The sequence below is a fragment of the Psychrobacter sp. H7-1 genome (assembly GCF_904846585.1).
In the GTDB taxonomy this organism is placed as follows: domain Bacteria; phylum Pseudomonadota; class Gammaproteobacteria; order Pseudomonadales; family Moraxellaceae; genus Psychrobacter; species Psychrobacter raelei.
The window spans coordinates 53,811-75,649 of sequence record NZ_CAJHBH010000008.1 but is presented as its reverse complement, the minus strand read 5'-3'; the positions used below and the strand labels follow the sequence as shown (position 1 = coordinate 75,649).

The following is a 21,839-nucleotide window of genomic DNA, read 5'->3' as shown; positions in this document are numbered from 1 at the left end:
GTTGGTACTATGAGTGGAATTTACTATACTACGGCACAAATTAAAGAAATATTTTGCTGGGAATCTAATACAACAATTTATCGCAAAATGGAAAGCGGCTTTTTACCTGAGCCTGACTTGAAGGGCCGCCCTAATAAATGGCTAAAATCAAAGATTGATGATATTATTAGTAAGCAGTCAGTCTCAGCTGACAGCGAAGAAAATGAGGCTTAATGCCTCGTTTTCACCTTTAAATTAAGGTGACTTTTTGTAATTACGGTATTAAACGCGGTATTTTCTTTTATCAAATCGCCACATCTCTTTTATATCAATGGTTAAAAGCTTTAATTCGAGTCCTCGTGGGCACACCAAACATTGTATTTCAAACTTACCTCGCATTACCTCAAGCCTAGCACCTTTAAAGCTTCTACACTTAAAAAATTACTTACCATTACCTGCCAGCATCTAAGCATCGTTAAACCATCTGCACCAGTTGGCATCTATAAATCCTTTAAACAAATTCTTGACTCTACATGTAAGCCCGAAGTATCGCTAAACGATATATTGGTGAAAAATCCAACACTTGTCTAACAAGCATGGTGTCTCGTTAAACACCATGCTCTCTTAACTATACTTTCTGAATCATGTTCTATGAATCATGCTCTTTGAATCACGATAAGCATTAAAATGTATAGTTTAGTTTTCCAGAAAGTGTCAACGGCTTACCATAATTGATTTGACCAAAACCGAACCCCGTATTACTCAGGTATTCTTCATCAAATAGGTTTTCTACATTGAGTTGCGCCTCCAAACTGTCTGTAATGTTGTAACGCGCCATAATATCTACTAAAGTCACGTTATTCTGCTCATACTTCTCCAACGTCTGCGTTGCTGGATTGGTCAGTAAGGTGTGGCGTTCATCTGACCAATTAATACCGCCGCCTACCGTTAAGCCGGGTATCCATGAAGACATGTCATAAGTGGTGAACAGTTTGAATACTCTGTCTGGAAACTGCGGATTAACTCTATCGTCATTATCATCTTTTGCGATAAACTGGGTAAAACCAATACTGGTTTGCCAATCAGGATTAATACGCCCCGTCACCTCGATGTCTACCCCCTTGCTGGTTGCGCTATCTGCTTCTATATAAGCTTGCTGCGGCGGATCTGTATTAATAATGGTTGTGCCCGCCACTGGCTGTGCTAAATTATCTTGCTTAATACGAAACACACTAAGTTGACCTTGTAGCGTGCCCGTCACGTTACTGCTTTTAATACCCAACTCATAGTTGTCGCCATCAACTGGGTCAAGCAAATTGTTATTAACATCCCGCTCTATTTGTGGATCAAAAATGCTGGTATAACTGGCAAATAGCGTGTGGTTATCATTGACGTCATAGGTGGCGCCTACATATGGCACCCATTTATCATCGTGTGACACATCAATATCCACGCCTGAATCAAAACCTTCACTGTCATAATCGGTTACTCGTGTACCCAGCACCAACGCTAACGGGTCTGTGAGTTGGAAACGACCCGAGGCAAATAGACTCTTCTCTTTAGTATCAACATCAGCGGTAGTTCTTTTATCACTCCAAACGGGTTCTGGATAATCGCCATTCCAAGTATAAAAGTTTATCGGCTCATAATTAGGCGTCGCGGTATGAGCATAACTCTTTAGCTCATTTTTGTTATAGCTGCCGCCAAATTGTACTGTATGGGTTTGACCAAAGGCATCAAAAACACCATTTACAGTGGCTTTCCAGTTATCTTGATTACGGTCGCCACCAGAGTAACTATTGTAAGTAGCTGCACCCATGCCTGTTTCTCTGTCGATCGTATTGCTTAGTAAATAAAGCAGTTTGTCATCTGCTTCATTTTCACTACGACTGCCTTGCAACATAAACTGCCAATCAGGGGTAATATCGTAATTTAATGTACCAAAATACGTGCGATTTTTATTGTCCCATTCTACCCAGTCTACACTGCTATTTCGGTCTACATCCCAAGACGTTTTTCCGCCATCTGAGTAGTATGCAGGCAATCCGCCCCACATGCCCGAATCTATCTTGGTATCTTGTTGCGATGCCCCTATACTAAGTGTGGCTTTGTCGCCTATATCAGCATCGACCACACCATATAATAGACCTATCTGTTTTTCTTCACGATCAATAAAAGTATCACCATCTTTATACTGTGCGATAAAACGCCCTCTTATGTCGCCCCCTTTTATTAATGGCGTACTGGCATCAAGCATTGCGCCATATTGACCATGATGATCACCTTCAACACGAATCATGGCTTCAGGGTTACGGCTATTGGCACGTTTACGAATCAGATTAATAGACGCTGAAGGCTCACCTGAGCCACTGGTTAATCCTGTTGCGCCGCGCACCACTTCGACACGGTCAAAAATAGCAGTACTGGTAAAGTCTTCGCCCTTTGTCCAAATACCATTAAAATCAACATCTTGACCGTCAATTTGATATTGGGTGATATCAAAACCCCGTGCAGACGACATGGTACGCCCACCGTCAAAGGTCAGCAGGCTAACCCCTGGCGTGTGCCGTAATACATCGGCAACATCTTCTAGGTCTTGATCTTCAATCTGCTGATGGGTAATGGTCGTGACCGATTGCGGAGTATATTGGGGAGACAAAGCCAAACCCGTTGCAGTTGATGCATTCTCAAAAACGTAACTATCACTGTCTTCACTAATATCGTTGTTAGAGGCTACCACTTTTATAGTATCTAGCATGACAGTGGGTGCGGCCGCCCGATGTATTCGTTCATTCGCCTGATATGTCGATGTTGTCGTAGCATTTTCTACTGTATTGTCTGTTTCTGCATTATTTATTTCTACTGCACTGGCTATTGATGGCAGTGTACCTAGCATCGCTGCCGCCACACAAACGGATAAGAAACGGGGTGATGTCAATGTTATGGGACGTGCAATTTGACTCATTACGTGTATAACGTTACTCAACCTGTTGTACTCCATGACATTGATTGCACTGCTGGCCTGCTTAAATAACTTGATAAATTTCTCCATAAAATAAGACTGATAATTGTCTAAAATGCTATTCATTATTATTTAGTTACTATAATGTATTGATTATGATACTAAATATTAACTAACAATAACACAAATGATAATTATTTTCATTTAAAGCATGATTTATTTGTTAGAAATATTTATATTAAAGAAAAATCGTTATTTGAGCCCATCCTAGACTCTGTGTCATACAATAGAATCGCTTATACTATAACGAATTCACTCTCTTGATAGACTCCTCCTGGGTACACCATCTTAAGTGCTGTTACCCTCTGTCAATACTTGATAATTTCTAATAAATACCTATATAACCATAAACCTATGTGATAAAAACACAACAAGAGAGAATTAAATTATGCCAAACAAAACAAGAACAATTACCGAGGCTTTATCAGCACACAAAGCCATCGATGACGGGGACATGCTGTTATGGCGTGCGCTGCCTCAGCGTGATCGATTGTCTATTGGGCCCTATGTGTTCGTTGATCATTACAAACACCAAAGCATGCGTGGTATTGGGGATAAACCACACCCACATGCTGGGATTGAGGTCATTAGCTACCTATTTGAAGGCGGCGTTGCTCACCGTGACAGCAAAGGCCTAAAAGGTGAGTTAAACGCACTCGACGCCCAATACATTAATGCAGGACGCGGTATGATCCATGCTGAACAGCCAACCAGTGGTCGTCATGGGCTACAGTTATGGACAAGCCTGCCCGCTGACAAAAAACTGATGGAACCCAGCTATCAAGACTATCATAGCGATAAAATCCCTGAGTTTAACAAAGACCAAGCCACCATCCGCGTTATTGCAGGTCATTTAGAAGGTCATAACGGGCCTGTTCAGACCCAAACGACCAACTTATTAGCGCATGTTCGCCTACCAGCGAATCAAAGCGTTACTTTGAATGTGGATGAAAAAAGTGCCGAAGAGCTTGGGATTTATGTGGTGATCGGTCAATTGGCTTTACCTGACGGCAGCAAACTTGGTTCAGAATCTATCGCCGTTTTATCTACGGGTAACAGCGTCACGTTGACAGCCAGTGATGTCGATGTTGAGTTGGTGCTACTAGGCGGCGAGAGCATCAAAGACAACCTTATTTTTGATGGTCCGTTTGTGATGGATACCGAAGAGCGTATCGCACAAGCTTATGAAGACTATCACAGCGGCAAAATGGGTCAGCTCGTATAACCGGTTTATGATCGTCTGTCGTTATGGCACACCTGCTGTACCGACAGACTTAGACTAAAAGATAGACTATTATAAGTGGCTGATTATAATGGTCTATTTTAGATTTTATAGACTGATTTTAGGTGGTTTCTCTAAGGTATGCTACATGCCTTTTTTTGAATATTACCGAAATATTCATAAGTGTTTGAGGCAGTAGTGTTTGAGGTAGTATAACTATGAAAAAAGTCAACGTGTTAGGGACATCGGGTTCAGGGAAATATATCATGACAGACCTTGCCAACATTACGCCTCAAAGCGCTCGAACCCTCATTAAAGAAGGCAAGCTCAATCAGCCCACATCTGGGTTGTGTAAAGGTCATGTTCAGGCCAATCTGGTTATCGTCCCTAAAGCCCTTGCCTATGACTTCTTATTATTCGCTCAGCGCAACCCAAAACCCTGCCCCATCTTAGATGTGACCGACATCGGTAGCCCAGAGCCCAAGTTTATGGCAAAAGGTGCCGACCTTCGCTATGACTTAGCAAGATATCGTATTTACAAACAGGGTGAGCTGGTCGATGAGGTATCAAATTTAGAGAGTTATTGGCAGGATGATTTGGTCGGCTTCTTGTTGGGCTGTAGCTTCTCATTTGAATCAGCGTTAATCAATGCGTCTATCCCCATCCGTCATATCGAAGACAATCACAATGTACCGATGTACATTACCAATATAGATACCGTACCAGCCGGCGCATTTAGCGGAAAAATGGTGGTCAGTATGCGCCCCATTCCCTATCATCAAGTTACTCGGGCGGTGCAAGCGACGTCACGCTTTCCGCAAGTTCACGGTGCGCCGGTACATATTGGTGATCCAAGCCTAATCGGTATTGATGATATTAACACCCCTGACTTTGGTGACGCCTCTCGCATTGGAAAAGGCGAAGTGCCTGTGTTCTGGGCGTGTGGTGTCACTCCACAAAACATTGCAATGACATCAAAGCCTGAGCTGATGATCACCCATGCACCAGGTTATATGTTTATTTGTGATCCAAAAGATGAAGATTTGGCGGTATTGTAAAATTGAGTGCTGAAACTGATATCCTAATCGCCGCAAATTATGTCAATGTAACCACATATTTAGCTTAACCTTTTGAGCCACTTGAGCCACTACAGTATCGCGACTTAAAACACCAAAACATCATAAAAAATGCCAGTCAGTTGTAACTGACTGGCATAACTTAAAGTGAAAACGTTTTTTACAGTGAGGTTGTTTGGGGTTAGATTACGTTGATACCTTGTTCGATATAAACTGTGTAATCATTACCATTACTATTAGTCCAAACATCATAAGTTACGCCATCTTGAGTCAAGTCCCCAGTATCTGACCAAGTACCGCCACCATTAGCTAATGTTTCACTGGTACTTGTACCTGCCTGGCGACCAATATTAACCCTATCACTACTATCACCTTGAATAAATAAATCATTAGTCAGAGCATCACGATTAACATCATTTAAGATTCTACCGAAACCATTTAAGTTAATATTCTCAATATTAATTAAATCATCTAATGAGATAGACTCACCTGAACCAGTAATATTGAAGGTGTCATTACCAGCGCCACCATCTACCCTGCCATCCATTCTAGCAGCAGCATTCATAACATCATCGCCCGCTCCTAAATTAATATTATCTACTGTACTCAGAATGGCGCCGTTAAAGGTAAGCGTATCATTACCGCTGCCCGCTAATATGGTCGGCTGATCCGATAAATTACCTCCAACTACCAGAGTATCATCACCTTCTCCAAGATCAATACGTGAGTTTTGACCAGCTAGGACACCCTCAATAGTAACAGTATCATTGCCTGTACCCGTTAAGATTTGAGCAGCATTAGACATACCACCTGCAATATTTACCGTATCTGCTTCTGCACCAGTAGAGATGTTAGCACTGTCTAACACATTACCACCAACTGTAATCGTATCAACACCTGAACCTGTATCAATATCAGCATTATTAGTAATACCAACCTCAACGGTTATAATGTTGGTTCCATCACCTAGATTTATAGTAGCGTTCAAGATAGTATCGCCTACAGTAAGAGTATCATTACCCGTTCCTGTCGTAATGAAAGAACCACTCCTAACATTATTATTAACTGATACAGTGTTATCTCCATTACCTAAGTTAAGCGTGGTATTTTGAAGAGATCCAGCGGTACTTGAAGTATTAGTGATAACGACAACATCGTTGTTATCACCTGTATAAATGAAGCTATCATCAATATCATTACCAACTAGTATTTGATTCACACCATTACCAAGCCGTACGGTACTATTAGCTATACCACCACGCGTCAGAATTGTATCATCCCCGTTTGTAAAGGTAATAGTTGACGCATTAATTGAATTAACACTATCTGAATTAATATCAATTAAATTATTTCCATCTCCTTCAGCCGTAATTGCAATAGTTGAGATAGCTAAACCATTATTATCGGGAGTCAATATTTGGTTATCACCTGTACCTAAGTTTAATTCGGTAGCCGAACCTGCACCTACCAAGCCATCCCCAACGTAAGAGTCATTACCCGTTCCCATATTGACAATTACATTAGCATTTAGGTTACCCTCAACATTTAATACATCATCACCGCCAGCTAAATTAATCGTAAAGTTATTAGAAGCACCTGCTCCGATTGTACCTATCTCACCAGCTACATAGATGATTTGACGATCATCGTCAAAGTTGGTCGTAAATTGAGCGGTTCCATCTGATAATGTATTTTCTGCGCCGCGCGGACGATCCAGAGGGTTTAGATCTATATCTATTCCACCCTCATTTAAGTAGTAATCAAAATAATAAATTTTCATCGGATCATTAGGATCAGTGGCATTACCCGCTTGATCGACAAATCCTAACGGTAAGAAATCATCATAAACTTCATTACCATTACTATCCGTTCTAGGCGTCGCATTAGTTTCATCTAACCCCACATAGTTGTCAACGTCATTGATAGCGAGATAAGCTCGAGCATCATCTCCTGTCAAAGTTAATGACCAGTTGCCATTAGCATCCACTAATGTGCTAGTAATAATGCCATTACCAGCGGGGCCGCCAGTAGGATTAAACACGTATTCACCTGATACATTCGTATAGCTATAAGCCACTACCGTACCTTGTTCAGCATTGACACCAGAGATAGTCAAGACTGGGTTCTGTGTAGTTCCACCTTGAACAACATCAGAAACAAGTAACGCTTCTTCAATCGTATCCAACTCAAAACTAGTCGCTTCTGTACTATCCAACCTTGTATCAACTTCAGTCGTTGTGATAGACGTTTCATCATCAATATTAACGATACGCGCTTCATATTGATACGTCGTACCATAGGTTTCTGGTAAGGCTCTTTCTGTATAATCAAAGCTGGTTAGTGTGCTATCTGTGCTTTCAAATACGGTTTGCACACCACTGACTTCGTTAACCTCAGTTATGTTTCCTTGATCATCAATCACCTGATTCGTCACAAAAGTAGTGCGTATAATTTGTAGCGTTTGATAACCAGATACTAATGGATTATCAATCGTAACGGTCATAGTAGGCGTTGTGTCATTGGTCAATTCTTGCTGACTTGGTGATTCATTGTCAGAATCCGCTACAATCCCTCCTGAATAAACATAGTCATCGCCATAATTTGAGCTGGCTACACCAGAGATATTTGTTGCCGTATTGGGTAATGTACCTGGTAGTTCAATACCTGCGTTCACATTGTCCGTAACTGTAATATTCGTTATTTCGGCCAACGGCACAATATTTACTGTAAATTCCTGAGGTACAGGCGTACTACCATCTTCATTGCCGTCTTCGACAGTGACACTAAAGCTAGCTTGATTATTTGCATCGGTCACATTGCTACCATCATGTTGGAATACCACTTGGCCTGCATTTAACTGCGCAGGAGTAAAGGTAGTCGCTTCAACCCCATCGACCAAGATACTGCCATTAGTGACATTGGTTACAAAGAAGCTTACACCTGTGGCATCATCATCTACATCTGTATAGCCTAAATCATTAGACGTAATGACTGTGGCATAGTTTTCGATAACTGTTGCTGTGTAGTCGCCTGTTAAAGTAGGTGGCTCATTGACCCCCTCACCATTAATAGTAATAGTAATCGTACCGGTATCTGTGCCATCAAAACTGGTAACAGTAAGGGTATCTGTTAGTGTCTCTCCTTCAGTAAGCACTTGTACAGCGTCCAATGAGTTATTCAACGTATAAGTCCACGTGCCGTCTGCATTTACGGTAAACGTACCATATCCATTATCTCCCGTTACATTTTGCTGAGAAACAACTTCGTCTTCACCTGTGTCTGGATCTATCACGCCAGAGGCTGGACGTACCGTGCCAGAAGCCTCAAGTGCAGTATCTTCAGTGACTTCTCCTGTAGCATTATCGACTGTGGCTATATCGTTCACCGCCGTTACATTAACTGTAACAGTATAGGTATTTTGAGCACCTGCTGGCTCAGTAATTGAATACGTGAAACTATCAGCACCGTTAAAGTTAAGGCTTGGCGTATAGGTGTATGTGCCATCATCTAAAATAGCGACTGTACCATTAGTTGGCTGGTCTCCAACTGCATAGGTGATAGGGTCATCATCAACATCACTAGCCTCAGGCAATGTACCTGTCGCTACTGTGTCTTCAGTCGCTCCAATAACAACATCTACAGCGACAGGCGCATCGTTTTCAGGGCTGACATCCACCGTTACGGTATAAGTATTACTATCGGTGCCATCACTTACCGTATAAGTAAAACTATCTTCGCCGTTAAAGTTCTCATTTGGCGTATAAGTATATGTACCATCATCTAAAATAGCGACTGTACCATTAGTTGGCTGTGTACCTACGACGTATGTAATAGGATCATTTTGTATATCAGTAGCTTCTGGTAAAGTTCCTGTAGCCATACTATCTTCAGTAGCATGAATAGTCACATTGCTTGCTATCGGCGCATCGTTAACGTTATCAACCGTTGTTGATGCTCTACCTGTGGTTACAGGACTATCAAGCGTGCCATCAGTCGCCTTTACTTTTAGCACAGCTAGCGTTTCACCAGCGTTCACTTTATCAGCGCCCGCTGCCGTTAGCGTGATCACGCCCGTTGTTGGGTCAATCGCGTAGTCACCTGTTGATGCATCATCTAATACGTAGGTTACAGTGTCACCCTCATTTGGATCAGTCGATCCTGAGGCTGTCGCAACCTTAGTTCCTGCAACTGCTGAACCTTGCTCAAGCTCTGCTGGTGTAGAAATCGTTGGTGCTGTTGGTGCATCGTTAACGTTATCAACCGTTGTTGATGCTCTACCTGTGGTTACAGGACTATCAAGCGTGCCATCAGTCGCCTTTACTTTTAGCACAGCTAGCGTTTCACCAGCGTTCACTTTATCAGCGCCCGCTGCCGTTAGCGTGATCACGCCCGTTGTTGGGTCAATCGCGTAGTCACCTGTTGATGCATCATCTAATACGTAGGTTACAGTGTCACCCTCATTTGGATCAGTCGATCCTGATGCTGTGGCGATCTCTGTACCTTCAACTGCTGAACCTTGCTCAAGCTCTGCTGGTGTAGAAATCGTTGGTGCCGTTGGTGCATCGTTATCGGCATCGGTAACCGCAGGCACAGCAACTTCGTTCACCTCATTAACACGGGCCTGGAAGTCATTTCTTTCTTCACTTGCTGGCAGATTCGTCACTGCATCTTGTGCCGCTTGTTTGGCTTCAATCACCTCATCGTTGGCCGCTACAATCGCCGCTTTTTCTTTAGGGGTGATCAGGCCATCTTCATTGGCTTTATCAAGCTCTGCTTGTGCGGCATCCTCTGCAGCTTCTGCTTTAGCAATAAGATCACGAGCAATCATGACATCATCAGGCTCTGTCACTGGAGGGACACTTGATCCGCCACTACCACCATTATTGGATAAGGCAGCACCGACAATACCGATACCTGCCAAACCAACAAGCCAAGGCATGGCATTAAAACCTTCTACATCACCCGCACTTACCCACCAAGGCGTAACTTGATGTTCACCACCTAATGCCTGGCCCTCGATATTTCCAGATTCTAATTCAGTAACGTAATCTGCCACTTCACCAGAATCTGGAATGTAGTAATAATAGCCCCCATCTTCTGCTAAGCCGATTAACGCACTTTGAGGATAGTCATAAAAGCCCTCAATGATTAAGTCACTACTTTCACCGTCATCCTCCATAGAAACATGAAGATCATCACCCACACGTTTGGTCACAATGTGATTAGGGGCACGGCCCATTGCTTTATCAAATAATTCATAATTGGCATTTTGTACAGCACGAATGACTGTGGGCTTGCCATCTTGAGTGATGATGTTATGTTCAGCGATAGTTTGTGTGGCATTGTTTACTTTTACGATAATATTTTTCATGCTTTTCCTAATAGGTATTAAATAGTTCTTCTAGATGTTAAATTGTTTTAAATTAAGACGGTCAATAAAGTAAGTGGTTAATAAACTACTGACTAATGATGGCAACGACCCGGCGATTCTCTTGGCGACCTTGCTCTGTATCATTAGTTGCAACAGGACGTGACTCACCATAGCCTTGAGCCATCAAGCGCTGACTACTGATCCCATATTGATTAACCATTTTGTCTTTGACCGCTTGAGCACGCTGCTCAGACAGTCTCTGATTATAAGCGGCATTGCCTTTACTATCCGTGTGCCCTTCTAACACAGCAGTAACCTCAGGATGTTGTCTCATAAAATCAACAACTGCTTCTATTTTTCGAGAATAAGAGGATCGAATATTGGCGCTGTCAAAATCAAACAGGACATCAAGCTTAATGGGTTGATTGACAACAATGGGTTCTGGCGAGATATCTGTAGGTGTTGGTGCAGGCTGAGCAACTGGCTGACAATTGTTTTGTACCACGCGGCTAATTTGGTGGGTTTGTTCCGGTAGGTTTTGTAGCATAGAGATTGCGGTTGCATCATCTATTGGTTGAGCGATAGGTAGGCTGGTTCGTTGATCAATAATGACTTGATAATAATAAGTTTTCTTGGGCTGTAAGGTTTCAATTGAAGCGGTATTATTTAAATAATTGGTTTTGCTACGAGTTATTTCTGTACTCAAATTATGACGCCCAGTGCACACAATAGACTGTGAGTATTGACCAGGCTGCAAGCTTGTCTGAAAACGATCATCAATACCGATATTAATGCTACCTTGGTAATCTTCTCTTAGATTTACTACGTCATCAACCTGACGAAAAACCACAATTCGGCTTTGATAACGGCTTAAGTCTGAATTATTAGGCACACTAAAAAGATCGCCCTTTTTCTCCCAATGCACATTATTAATATAGCGACTGCTACTATTATTAGCACTATTCACTGCCGATGTTGTGTCATGTGAATTGAAGTTAGGGAAGGTTTGACAGCCACTTAACGTAATCGCTGCGAATAAAGAAGACAGTACCAGGGGGTTTAGATTCATTTATTTTTCTCTATGAATGGAGTAATAAAAAGGTGATGTTGATGATATTAGAGTTATATTGACAGTCGCTTAATCAGCTGTTGTTTAGCGGCTAGAAAGATGAGTTAACAAGCTCGATTGAATTTATTATAGAAAATACGCGGTTATTCAAAATGAATGACACAATATAAAATCTGTCAAAAACAAGAGGCATTGAAAAAAATCAGAATCCACTGGCTTACTTAAGCCTTCTAGCAAACATATTAAAGTTGAAGGTAACCTAAATATTGGCTCTACTTTTAGTTATATAATTGTATAATACTAAAATAATCTATGATTACAATATTTTATTAGCATTCATAAGCAAAATTAAACATATATCTTATACTTTAAAAGAATTGAAACTTTTTAGAAAAATAACATTACTTAAAAAAACATTATAAAAACTATATAGAATTAATTAAAAAAAGCATCGCAGATAATAAAACTACAGAAAATTATAAGAAAAATTACATGGCACTATTGCCTGAATTAAGAGATATAGGCAAGGTAATGACCATGCATATTTAACGTTAATTATGAAAAATTGACCAAACTACTTAGGCAATTGAGCACTTTAATCTACTGATCCTTAACGGGTAATTTAAATATCTACTTTAGATAGTTTTTATGAATACAGCAGGACTTTATATCAATTTACGATAAAAAAAGCCTTCCAAGCTCGTATAATAAGCTTGAAAGGCTCTTGTGCCTATCTTATACCTATTAAACCATGCCGCTGACTAACGCAGCTCATCCACCACAGCAAGCATAGCGACTAATGACGCCTCACCCAGTTTAATTGAGCGCTCAGGCGACCAGCCAACCCGCTCATCTGGTGAATTGGCATTGTCTTTAAACGGCATCTCAAGCGTATTGGCCAAGCAATCAAAACGCTCAGCGACTGCATTGGTCGCTACCGTCATATTGGCTTCACCCGGTGCATCAATCTCATAGCCATATTCAGTTTGGAAGTCAGCACTGGCAAGGGTCAACACCTCAGAGAATTTATCACGAAGATTTGCCAATCGCTCACTATAGCTTGGTGTCCCTTGCGAGCCTGCTAAGAAGACGTAAGGCAGCGCTTCATCGCCATGCACATCATAAAATAGATCTACGCCGGTCTTATCCATTTTGTTGAGCACATAATACACTTCAGGGCTTCTCTCCAGACTTGGGCTTTCCCACTCACGGTTTAAATTTGTACCTACTGCATTGGTGCGCAGGTGTCCACGCACACTGCCATCTGGGTTCATGTTTGGTACGATATAGAAGTTGGCCTTGTCAAGCAAACGTCTGCCGGTGGTGTTGTCACTGTCTAATAGACTATAAAGCAAACCTTCCATCAGCCACTCAGCCATGGTCTCACCCGGATGCTGGCGAGCGATAATCCATATATTACGCTTCTCTACCAAGCCATCCTCATCACTACTGACTTTGACCAAGGTTAAATCCCGCTTATCAAGGGTCTCACCCAGATGCTCTAAAGTGACCAAAGGATGAGTCTGAACCGCTGCCAATAAGTCTTGATGGCGCTCATAGCTATATGGCGCAAAATAGGCAATTTGGATGCTTTCACACTCAAGCTCAACATCAATGGTCAGTTTGCCCTCTTTATAAGTAGTCGGTAGACGGAACCAATATTGACGGTCATAAGAAGCGACCGCTTGATAACCCTCCCAGCCCTCGACATACGAGGACTCGCCAGCATTAACAATATTAAGTACATACTGCTCACCGATGTCACCGGTCAGACGAAAATTAAACCACTGAAAAAACTCATCGCCAACATCTGGACGAATAGCCAGTTCAATATTTTTAGGATTGTCGGCATTTAAAACCTCAATATTACCGGCATCGAAATTGGCAGAAATATGCATAATAGGGTCCTTGATTGGAGGGTATACAATAAATGGTCATCATAAAAACAGCAAAATCTGTTAGTAATATAAGAGTGTAACACTGCGCCTAGCTATGGCTCAATATGCTTAAAAATGCTATAGTTATCCTCTTGTTTATTGATTTACTTGGTATAAACAAGCCACTTCTTTTGAGCGCAATACGCTATATAGCGTAGCTTCGCCACATCCTCTCTATTTTAATCAGCTAATCAGGTCATTTATGGCGTTTGTACATCTTGGTATTCACAGCGAATTTTCTATTACGGACTCTATTATCCGTATCAAACCTATGGTCAAAGCGGCCGCTGCTGATGGACAGATGGCACTGGCGTTGACAGATTTATCGAATTTGTATGCCACTGTTAAATTCTATCGTGCCTGCCTAGATGCGGCGATAAAGCCCATTATTGGTGCTGAGATTATTCTTGATGATGAACATACTCGTTTAACCTTGCTTGCCATGAATAACGAGGGTTATCAAAGCATTACCCGTATTGTCTCGCTAGGCTTTACTGATGGCCGCATGAATCCTGATAACCGAGGAACACCTATTGTCAATAAAGCGCATTTGCTAGATAACAGCGCTGGGGTTATTGTACTATTCACCGAAAAATCTGATGTGGGCCAAGCTTTATTAGGCGCAAACCCAGAGCGCGGACATCAATTGATTAGCGAGTATCAAGCAGTATTTGGTGATCGCCTGTATTTTGCGATAAAGCGCACCAAACGGGCTTTGGAAGATACTTTTATTGAACAGGCCATTTTGGCAGGTCAGCGTCATGGTATTGCCACAGTGGCCCATAATGACGTGCGCTTTTTGGAAGAAGAGGACTTTGATGCTCACGAAGCTCGAGTGTGTATTGCCTCCTCCCATGTATTAGCTGATCCCAATAGGCCACACGACTACTCAAGTGAACAGTATCTAAAGACTCAAGCCCAAATGACTGAGCTATTTTCCGATATCCCTCAGGTGGTTCAAAACACGGTCATTCTAGCGCAGCGCTGTAACGTTACTTTGACACTGGGCATAAACGTATTGCCTGAATTTCCAGTACCAGAAGGTGAGACCATTGAGTCTTTCTTCAGAGCTGAGTCGCAGCGCGGACTGGAGGCACGTTTGGATAAGTTATATCCAGTAAGCGAGCGTGATGAGACGTGGCCTGAGATTCGCAGACCCTATGATGAGCGCTTGGAGCATGAGCTTAATATTATCTTGGAGATGGGATTTCCGGGCTACTTCTTAATCGTTATGGACTTTATTCGCTGGGCCAAGGCCAATGGCGTGCCTGTCGGTCCAGGGCGTGGTTCGGGCGCCGGCTCGTTAGTGGCCTACGCCTTGAACATCACCGACCTTGATCCGCTGCATTATGATCTGCTGTTTGAGCGCTTCTTAAACCCCGAGCGTGTGTCCATGCCTGACTTTGATATCGACTTTTGTATTGAAGGGCGTGACCGCGTCATTGAATACGTGGCCAGTCAATATGGCCGTGAGGCGGTGTCGCAGATTATCACCTTTGGTACCATGGCGGCTAAAGCTGTGGTGCGAGACGTGGCTCGTGTCCAAAGTAAATCTTATGGCTTGGCTGATAAAATCTCCAAGCTTATTCCAAAGACGCCCGGTATCTCTTTAAAAGACGCCCTACTCGAGGAGCCTCAGCTTAAGGATTTGCTGTCTAATCCGGACAACATGGACTATGAAGATGCCAATGAAATCTGGGAGATGGCCATTAAGCTTGAGGGCATCACTCGTAACGTCGGTAAGCATGCCGGTGGGGTACTAATCGCCCCGAACAAAATCACCGACTTTAGTGCGATTTATTGTGATGAAGAAGGTCACCGGGTTAGCCAATTCGACAAGGATGACGTAGAGTCTGTCGGCCTAGTTAAGTTCGACTTCTTAGGTCTACGCAACCTAACGGTTATCAATGCCGCTGTCAAAAACATCAACGAGCGCCGTGCTCGTGAGAATAAGCCCGCTTTAGAGCTTGAAGACTTACCGCTTGATGATACAAATGCCTATAAGCTGCTACAAGACGCCAAAACCACAGCGGTGTTCCAGCTAGAGAGCTCGGGTATGAAAAAATACCTGGCCAAGCTGCAACCGACCAACATCGAAGACGTTATCGCCATGTGTGCGTTGTATCGCCCCGGCCCATTAGACGCTGGCATGGTAGAGATGTATATTGACCGCAAACATGGGCGTGAAGAGGTGGTGTATGATCACCCAAACCTTGAGCCGATTTTAGAAAACACCAATGGGGTTATTGTCTACCAAGAGCAGGTAATGCAAATCTCACAGGTCATGGCTGGCTATAGCTTAGGCGGCGCTGACATGCTGCGCCGTGCCATGGGCAAAAAGAAACCTGAAGAGATGGCCAAACAGCGTGACATTTTTGTGACCGGTGCCACAGCACAAGGTATTGACCCTGTCATCTCTGGCGGTGTGTTTGATTTGATGGAAAAATTCGCCGGTTACGGATTTAACAAGTCGCACTCAGCCGCTTACGGGGTACTTGCCTATCAAACGGCTTATCTCAAATATTACTACCCAGCTGAGTTTATGGCAGCAGTCCTTACCTCAGATATGAACAACACCGATAACGTGGTATTCTTCATTAACGATTGCCGTGAAAACTTCGATCTTAGCGTCGATAACCCCTCAGTAAATCGAAGTGAATGGCACTTTGTGGCCGATACTCCCACCAACATCATCTATGGTTTAGGTGCCATTAAAGGCGTCGGTGAAGGCGCGGTAGATTCTATCGTGCAAGCACGTCGTCAAGGAGGCAAGTTTACAGATCTTTATGATTTTTGCCGCCGAGTAGATATCAAAAAGGTAAACAAGCGCACCTTAGAGGCGTTAATTAAATCTGGCTGCTTTGATGACTTTGCCATTACCCAGCGCCCAGATTTAGCAGCAGATGAGCGCCATCAGATTCGCGGTGCGTTAATGGCACAGCTGCCAAGTGCAGTACAAGCGGCGGAACAAGAGCGTCAAAATAATGAAATGGGTATGATGGACTTATTCAGTGAAGTCGATAATGCCACCACCGCACCGCCACTGCCTACAGATAGCGGTCTGATTTGGGGAGACAAGCACCGTCTCAAAGCTGAAAAAGACACCCTAGGGCTTTATTTAACCGGTCATCCCCTAGATCAATACCGCAAAGAAGTGGCTGTTTATACCTCAAATGCCCGTTTAGATAGCTTGGCAGATACTGGCTATAACGGCAGTACTTTTTTTGCCGGTTTGATTATGGACATCGCAAACTTTGGTAACCGCTGCGTCATTACCCTTGATGATGGCACAGCCCGTCTTGAGGTTAGCTGCTATGCTGAGCGTTTTAACCGCATTAAAGACAAGCTCAAGGTCGATGAGGTAATTGTTATCAAAGGCGGTATTCGAGACCGTGATGGCCGGTTATTCGCCCGTTTAGACAATGCTTATACCCTGCTTGAATGCCGTCAACGTTGGGTAAAAAAGATAAGTATCAAGATTCACAGCCAAAACACCTTGTTGCTTGACTCATTACAACCCTTACTAAAGCCTGCTCAGAGTCATCTCATTCCAAATCATCAAAGCCCCGCCTTCGATGAAGACAGTGATGACGGCAATTCAATGGAAGCTTACTATAACGGCAACTCGGATATGACAGCGGCTCCGGTAGCACAAAACGATGGCTGTATTCCTATCGCTCTAAACATTTATACCGACTTTGCCATTGCCAATGTCAGTTTAAATGACAACTGGCGTCTGTACCCCACAGATGACAATTTAATACAGCTGGGCACCTTAGTACCCCAGGACAACTTGTATTTCCATTACCAGTAGCCTTTAAACCAGTAACCTCTAACACGTTTAATATTTGGCGTTTTAATCGAAAGATGCTTAAGCTTTGTTTGAAAGCTTAAGCATTTTTTTGTGTGTCGAAAAAATTTAAGCACCTCTTGTTCCTATTAAGTAGGACTCTCTCATCTTATCGCCAATGAGCTCTAAAAAGGTTGCAAAATAACCTATTATAAAGACGACTCAAATGGGCTGAGCGAAATTAATCGTGCCACTTCTTCGTAATTTGCTGATTATATTTTGGGATTTTATTGGCAAATCAGTCAATTTAGACCTAGATTTGTTATCCAAATTGGCTTCTTAATAAATAAATTCGAGCTCTATTTACCGCATAAAATCTCGAAAATTAATTATTTTATATCTCATTTTTACTTAATTTAGCCTGATATTGGTTCATTAAATTATAAACAAACTAAATTTAAAATCTAAATAATACAAGATCACTATGTACTCACAAATAAAGCCAATTTTTATTTAAAGCCATTAAAACTTCGATGTTTTAAAAGAAAATTATTTATTAAAACTAAATAAAATATTGGGACATATTTTAATCTAAATGACAACCAGTACCCAAAAAAAATAGCCTAAAAATCACAAAAAACCCCTAAACATCGTCGGTAATTAAATCAAAAAAATAGCCTGCAAACCCTTTTACAACAGTGTATAACAACTGTAACACGGGACTTGCCAGTATTTAATTCTACTAATATAATGACCCTCGACGGCACTTAGCACGCAGAGAAATACTGATTGTATAAATCCGTTATAAGACCTGCTTTTAGTTAAGCTATATTATTAAATAGAATACTAGCCTAACCCAGGATGCCCAGCCACGTTAATTGCTAAAGCATTTATCTAGCAGCTCTGTAATTAACTCATTTAAATTCTAATTAATCATATAAATAGGAATAAAAACTATGTCTACTTCATCTAAAGCATTATTAGAACTTTTAACGCCAGAAAATTGCCAAGTAATCTTTATTGACCAACAACCACAAATGGCATTTGGCGTACAGTCTATCGACCGTCAAACTCTTAAAAACAATGTTGTTGGTTTAGCCAAAGCTGCTAAAGTTTTCAATATTCCTACTACTATTACTACTGTTGAGACAGCCAGCTTCTCTGGTAACACCTTACCAGAACTATTAGAAGTGTTCCCAGATAACGATCTTCTTGAGCGTAGCTCAATGAACTCTTGGGATGACCAAAATGTTCGTGATGCTTTAGCCGAAAATGCTAAAAATGGCCGTAAAAAAATTGTTGTGTCAGGCCTATGGACTGAAGTATGTAACCTATCTTTCGCTCTTTCTTGCTTACAAGATACTGATTATGAAATCTATATGGTAGCTGACGCTTCTGGTGGTACTACTGTAGAAGCACATCAGTGGGCTATGGAGCGTATGCTTCAAGTAGGCGTTGTTCCTGTAACTTGGCAGCAAGTGCTTCTTGAGTGGCAACGTGACTGGGCTAACAAAGCAACTTATGATGCTGTAATGGACATCGTACGTGAGCACTCTGGTGCGTATGGTATGGGTGTTGACTATGCCTACACTATGGTTCATAAAGCGCCTGCGCGTGTTGCAGCTAAAGGTAGCATCGGTCCTAACCCTGCTCCAAAAAAATAATTAACGATTAAACGTTACCTTTATTTTTAAATAAAAAAGGGCGAACTTAGCTTGTGAACTAACTTAATCCTAGTTATATCGAGCTCAGTTAGTCCTTTTTTGCATTCACCCACCCGAGTATATCCCTCATGAAAATCTATTTAGCTTCTTTAATTGTCGGTATTGTTGTTGGTGTTATCTATAGTGTTGTCAATGTTCGCTCTCCTGCACCGCCTACTTGGGCATTGGTCGGGCTGTTGGGAATGCTGATTGGGGAGCAGCTCATTCCTTTTGTTAAGCAGCACGTATTTCACACGCCACCGTCTGCTGAGCAAGTAGTACAACAAGATAGCTCTCAAAATAATATGCAGTAATCTCTGCTTGCTATTCATAGCATACAGACAAGGAAATAAAGCCTAGTCTCTATGGCTCAATAACTTTTATTTTCTTATTTGTATTTGTGAATTTAACCAAGCATTATTATAGATTAGCTAAACTATTTGGGTTGTCTAAATTGCAAATCATAGGGATTAACCTTTAGTGCATGAAATGTCACATAGGTAATCTATGACTGCGCTCACATTAAGCGATATAAGATGTAGCCAGTCATTTTGTAGATTACGAAAAAAATATTGTATGGCTTTAGTGTTGTTGTGTATTGAATAAATACTTAATAGTTGCGACTCACTGATATCTTATATACGATAATAAAGCGATGACGATAAGATCTAATAAGTAATTATCCATGGAAGTCGACAAGTCTGTGAAATTGCACTGTAATCAATCATACCTTGTTGAATAATGTTTTACTTCATTATAATTAGGATAATAATATGACAACTCCAGACATTATCTATCATAACGGGAAAATAACCACTTTAAATCGCTCACAGCCTACGGCGGAAGCGGTCGCTATTAAAGATGGTAAATTTGTGGCCGTAGGTAGTGATTCAGAAATTCTTTCAATGGCAGGCAGCAATACTAAGTCGATTAACCTAAAAGGACGTAGTTTATTACCAGGCTTATTTGATAATCATACTCACGTCATCCGCGGTGGCCTCAATTACAACATGGAACTGCGCTGGGATGGTGTACGCACGCTTGCAGATGCTATGGCGATGTTGAAGCAGCAAGTGGCAAATACCCCTTCTCCTCAGTGGGTACGTGTGGTTGGTGGCTTTACTGAAAATCAGTTTGCTGAAAAGCGCCTTCCTACCATTGATGAAATCAACGCCGTTGCTCCAGATACGCCTGTATTTATCTTACACCTATATGATCGCGCTTTACTGAATGCGGCTGCTTTACGTGCAGTAGGTTATACAAAAGAGACGCCAGAACCACCTGGTGGCGAGATTCAACGTGATGCCAATGGCAATCCAACAGGCCTACTGTTAGCCAAGCCAAATGCTTCAATTCTTTATGCTACTTTGGCCAAAGGTCCAAAGCTACCCTTTGAATACCAATTAAATTCTACGCGTCATTTTATGCGTGAGCTGAACCGCTTAGGTGTGACTGGTATTATTGATGCTGGTGGTGGCTCGCAGAACTATCCTGATGATTATGAAGTGGTTCAAAAGCTTCATGATGAAGGTCAGCTGACTGTTCGTATGGCCTACAACCTATTTACTCAAAAGCCAAAAGAAGAAAAAGAAGACTTCTTAAACTGGACGTCATCGGTCACTTATAAGCAAGGTGATGACTACTTCCGCCATAATGGCGCAGGTGAAATGCTGGTGTACTCAGCTGCTGACTTTGAAGATTTCCGTCAGCCACGTCCTGAAATGCCAGCTGATATGGAGCATGACCTTGAAGAAGTGATTCGTATTTTGGCTCAAAACAAATGGCCATGGCGCTTACATGCTACTTACGATGAGACCATTGAGCGTGCCCTTAATGTTTATGAAAAGGTGAACGAAGAGATTCCTTTTGAAGGTCTAAACTGGTTCTTTGACCATGCTGAAACCATCTCTCAAAAAAATATCGACCGTATTGCCGCTCTAGGTGGTGGTATTGCCGTACAGCACCGTATGGCTTATCAAGGTGAGTACTTCGCTGAGCGCTATGGCACAGCGGCTGCTTCTAACACCCCACCTATTAAACAAATGCTAGACAGTGGTGTTAAAGTTTCTGCCGGTACTGATGCGACACGTGTTGCCTCTTATAACCCTTGGGTATCGCTATCTTGGTTGATCAGCGGTCAAACCGTTGGCGGTATGCAGCTTTATGATCAAGACAACCTATTAGACCGTGAAACAGCGCTACGTATGTGGACTGAAAAAGTCGCTTGGTTTACCAATGAAGAAGGCAAACGTGGTCGCATTGAAGAAGGTCATTTAGCAGACTTCATCGTACCAAACAAAGACTTTTTCGCCATTCCAGAAAATGAAATTCCTTATCTTACCTCAGATTTAACAGTCGTGGGCGGTAAGACGGTATATGGTGCGGGTGAATTCTCAGACTTCGACTCACCAATCCCTCCTGCTATGCCAGATTGGTCACCTGTCAATCAGTATGGCGGCTACGCTGCTTGGGGTGATCCTGAAGGGGCTGGCAAGAACTCTTTAGCGCCAAACAGTGCTACCATGGCCGCCTCTTGTGGCTGCTCAAGTGCCTGTAACTTGCATGGCCATAATCATGCCAAGGCTTGGAAATCAAATGCACCTGTCTCTAACATGAAAGACTTCTTCGGTGCCTTTGGTTGCTCTTGCTGGGCTGTTTAAGCACTTTTAA

At 42.2% G+C, this 21,839-nt stretch carries 11 protein-coding genes; 7 read left to right on the top strand and 4 right to left on the bottom strand.

Annotated elements, in window-relative coordinates:
• The first annotated feature begins 9 nt into the window (after positions 1 to 9).
• Positions 10 to 213 carry a hypothetical protein gene (locus JMX92_RS04530; RefSeq protein ID WP_201544160.1) on the top strand — a complete coding sequence of 68 codons (204 nt, stop codon included), beginning with the start codon at positions 10 to 12 and terminating at the stop codon, positions 211 to 213.
• A 448-nt stretch (positions 214 to 661) separates the two neighbouring features.
• Here the strand turns inward: JMX92_RS04530 and JMX92_RS04525 are convergent, their stop codons facing one another.
• Positions 662 to 2,944 (bottom strand): TonB-dependent siderophore receptor, encoded by a 2,283-nt coding sequence (locus tag JMX92_RS04525; protein ID WP_201544159.1) that lies wholly within the window; start codon positions 2,942 to 2,944, stop codon positions 662 to 664.
• A 445-nt stretch (positions 2,945 to 3,389) separates the two neighbouring features.
• On the opposite strand from JMX92_RS04525, the gene JMX92_RS04520 reads away from it, so the two are divergent.
• Both JMX92_RS04520 and JMX92_RS04515 read left to right on the top strand, forming a co-directional pair.
• Positions 3,390 to 4,226, top strand: coding sequence for a pirin family protein (locus JMX92_RS04520; protein ID WP_201544157.1), 837 nt, complete (start codon positions 3,390 to 3,392; stop codon positions 4,224 to 4,226).
• Between the two features lie 263 nt (positions 4,227 to 4,489).
• Complete coding sequence (locus JMX92_RS04515; protein WP_201544155.1) at positions 4,490 to 5,281, top strand: putative hydro-lyase; 792 nt, start codon at positions 4,490 to 4,492, stop codon at positions 5,279 to 5,281.
• A gap of 199 nt (positions 5,282 to 5,480) precedes the next feature.
• Here the strand turns inward: JMX92_RS04515 and JMX92_RS04510 are convergent, their stop codons facing one another.
• The 3 genes from JMX92_RS04510 to JMX92_RS04500 all read right to left on the bottom strand — a co-directional run bounded on the left by JMX92_RS04510 (position 5,481) and on the right by JMX92_RS04500 (position 13,637).
• Entirely contained in the window at positions 5,481 to 10,670 is a 5,190-nt protein-coding gene (locus JMX92_RS04510; RefSeq protein ID WP_201544153.1) for a beta strand repeat-containing protein, read from the bottom strand.
• Positions 10,671 to 10,755: 85 nt separating this feature from the next.
• Positions 10,756 to 11,739: an OmpA family protein gene (locus JMX92_RS04505; RefSeq protein WP_201544151.1), complete on the bottom strand. Its 984-nt coding sequence runs from the start codon at positions 11,737 to 11,739 to the stop codon at positions 10,756 to 10,758.
• Positions 11,740 to 12,500: 761 nt separating this feature from the next.
• A complete protein-coding gene (locus JMX92_RS04500) occupies positions 12,501 to 13,637 on the bottom strand; it encodes a M14-type cytosolic carboxypeptidase (protein WP_201544149.1) in 1,137 nt (378 codons plus the stop codon).
• 241 nt (positions 13,638 to 13,878) lie between these two features.
• Between JMX92_RS04500 and dnaE the strand changes: the two genes are divergently transcribed.
• The 4 genes from dnaE to JMX92_RS04480 all read left to right on the top strand — a co-directional run bounded on the left by dnaE (position 13,879) and on the right by JMX92_RS04480 (position 21,829).
• On the top strand, positions 13,879 to 17,490 hold the full coding sequence (gene dnaE, locus JMX92_RS04495) for a DNA polymerase III subunit alpha (RefSeq protein ID WP_011960485.1): 3,612 nt from the start codon (positions 13,879 to 13,881) through the stop codon (positions 17,488 to 17,490).
• Between the two features lie 932 nt (positions 17,491 to 18,422).
• Complete coding sequence (locus tag JMX92_RS04490) at positions 18,423 to 19,130, top strand: hydrolase (RefSeq protein ID WP_011960486.1); 708 nt, start codon at positions 18,423 to 18,425, stop codon at positions 19,128 to 19,130.
• Positions 19,131 to 19,258: 128 nt separating this feature from the next.
• Positions 19,259 to 19,483 carry a DUF1427 family protein gene (locus tag JMX92_RS04485; RefSeq protein WP_011960487.1) on the top strand — a complete coding sequence of 75 codons (225 nt, stop codon included), beginning with the start codon at positions 19,259 to 19,261 and terminating at the stop codon, positions 19,481 to 19,483.
• A 459-nt stretch (positions 19,484 to 19,942) separates the two neighbouring features.
• Positions 19,943 to 21,829: an amidohydrolase gene (locus tag JMX92_RS04480; RefSeq protein ID WP_201544148.1), complete on the top strand. Its 1,887-nt coding sequence runs from the start codon at positions 19,943 to 19,945 to the stop codon at positions 21,827 to 21,829.
• Positions 21,830 to 21,839 lie beyond the last annotated feature (10 nt).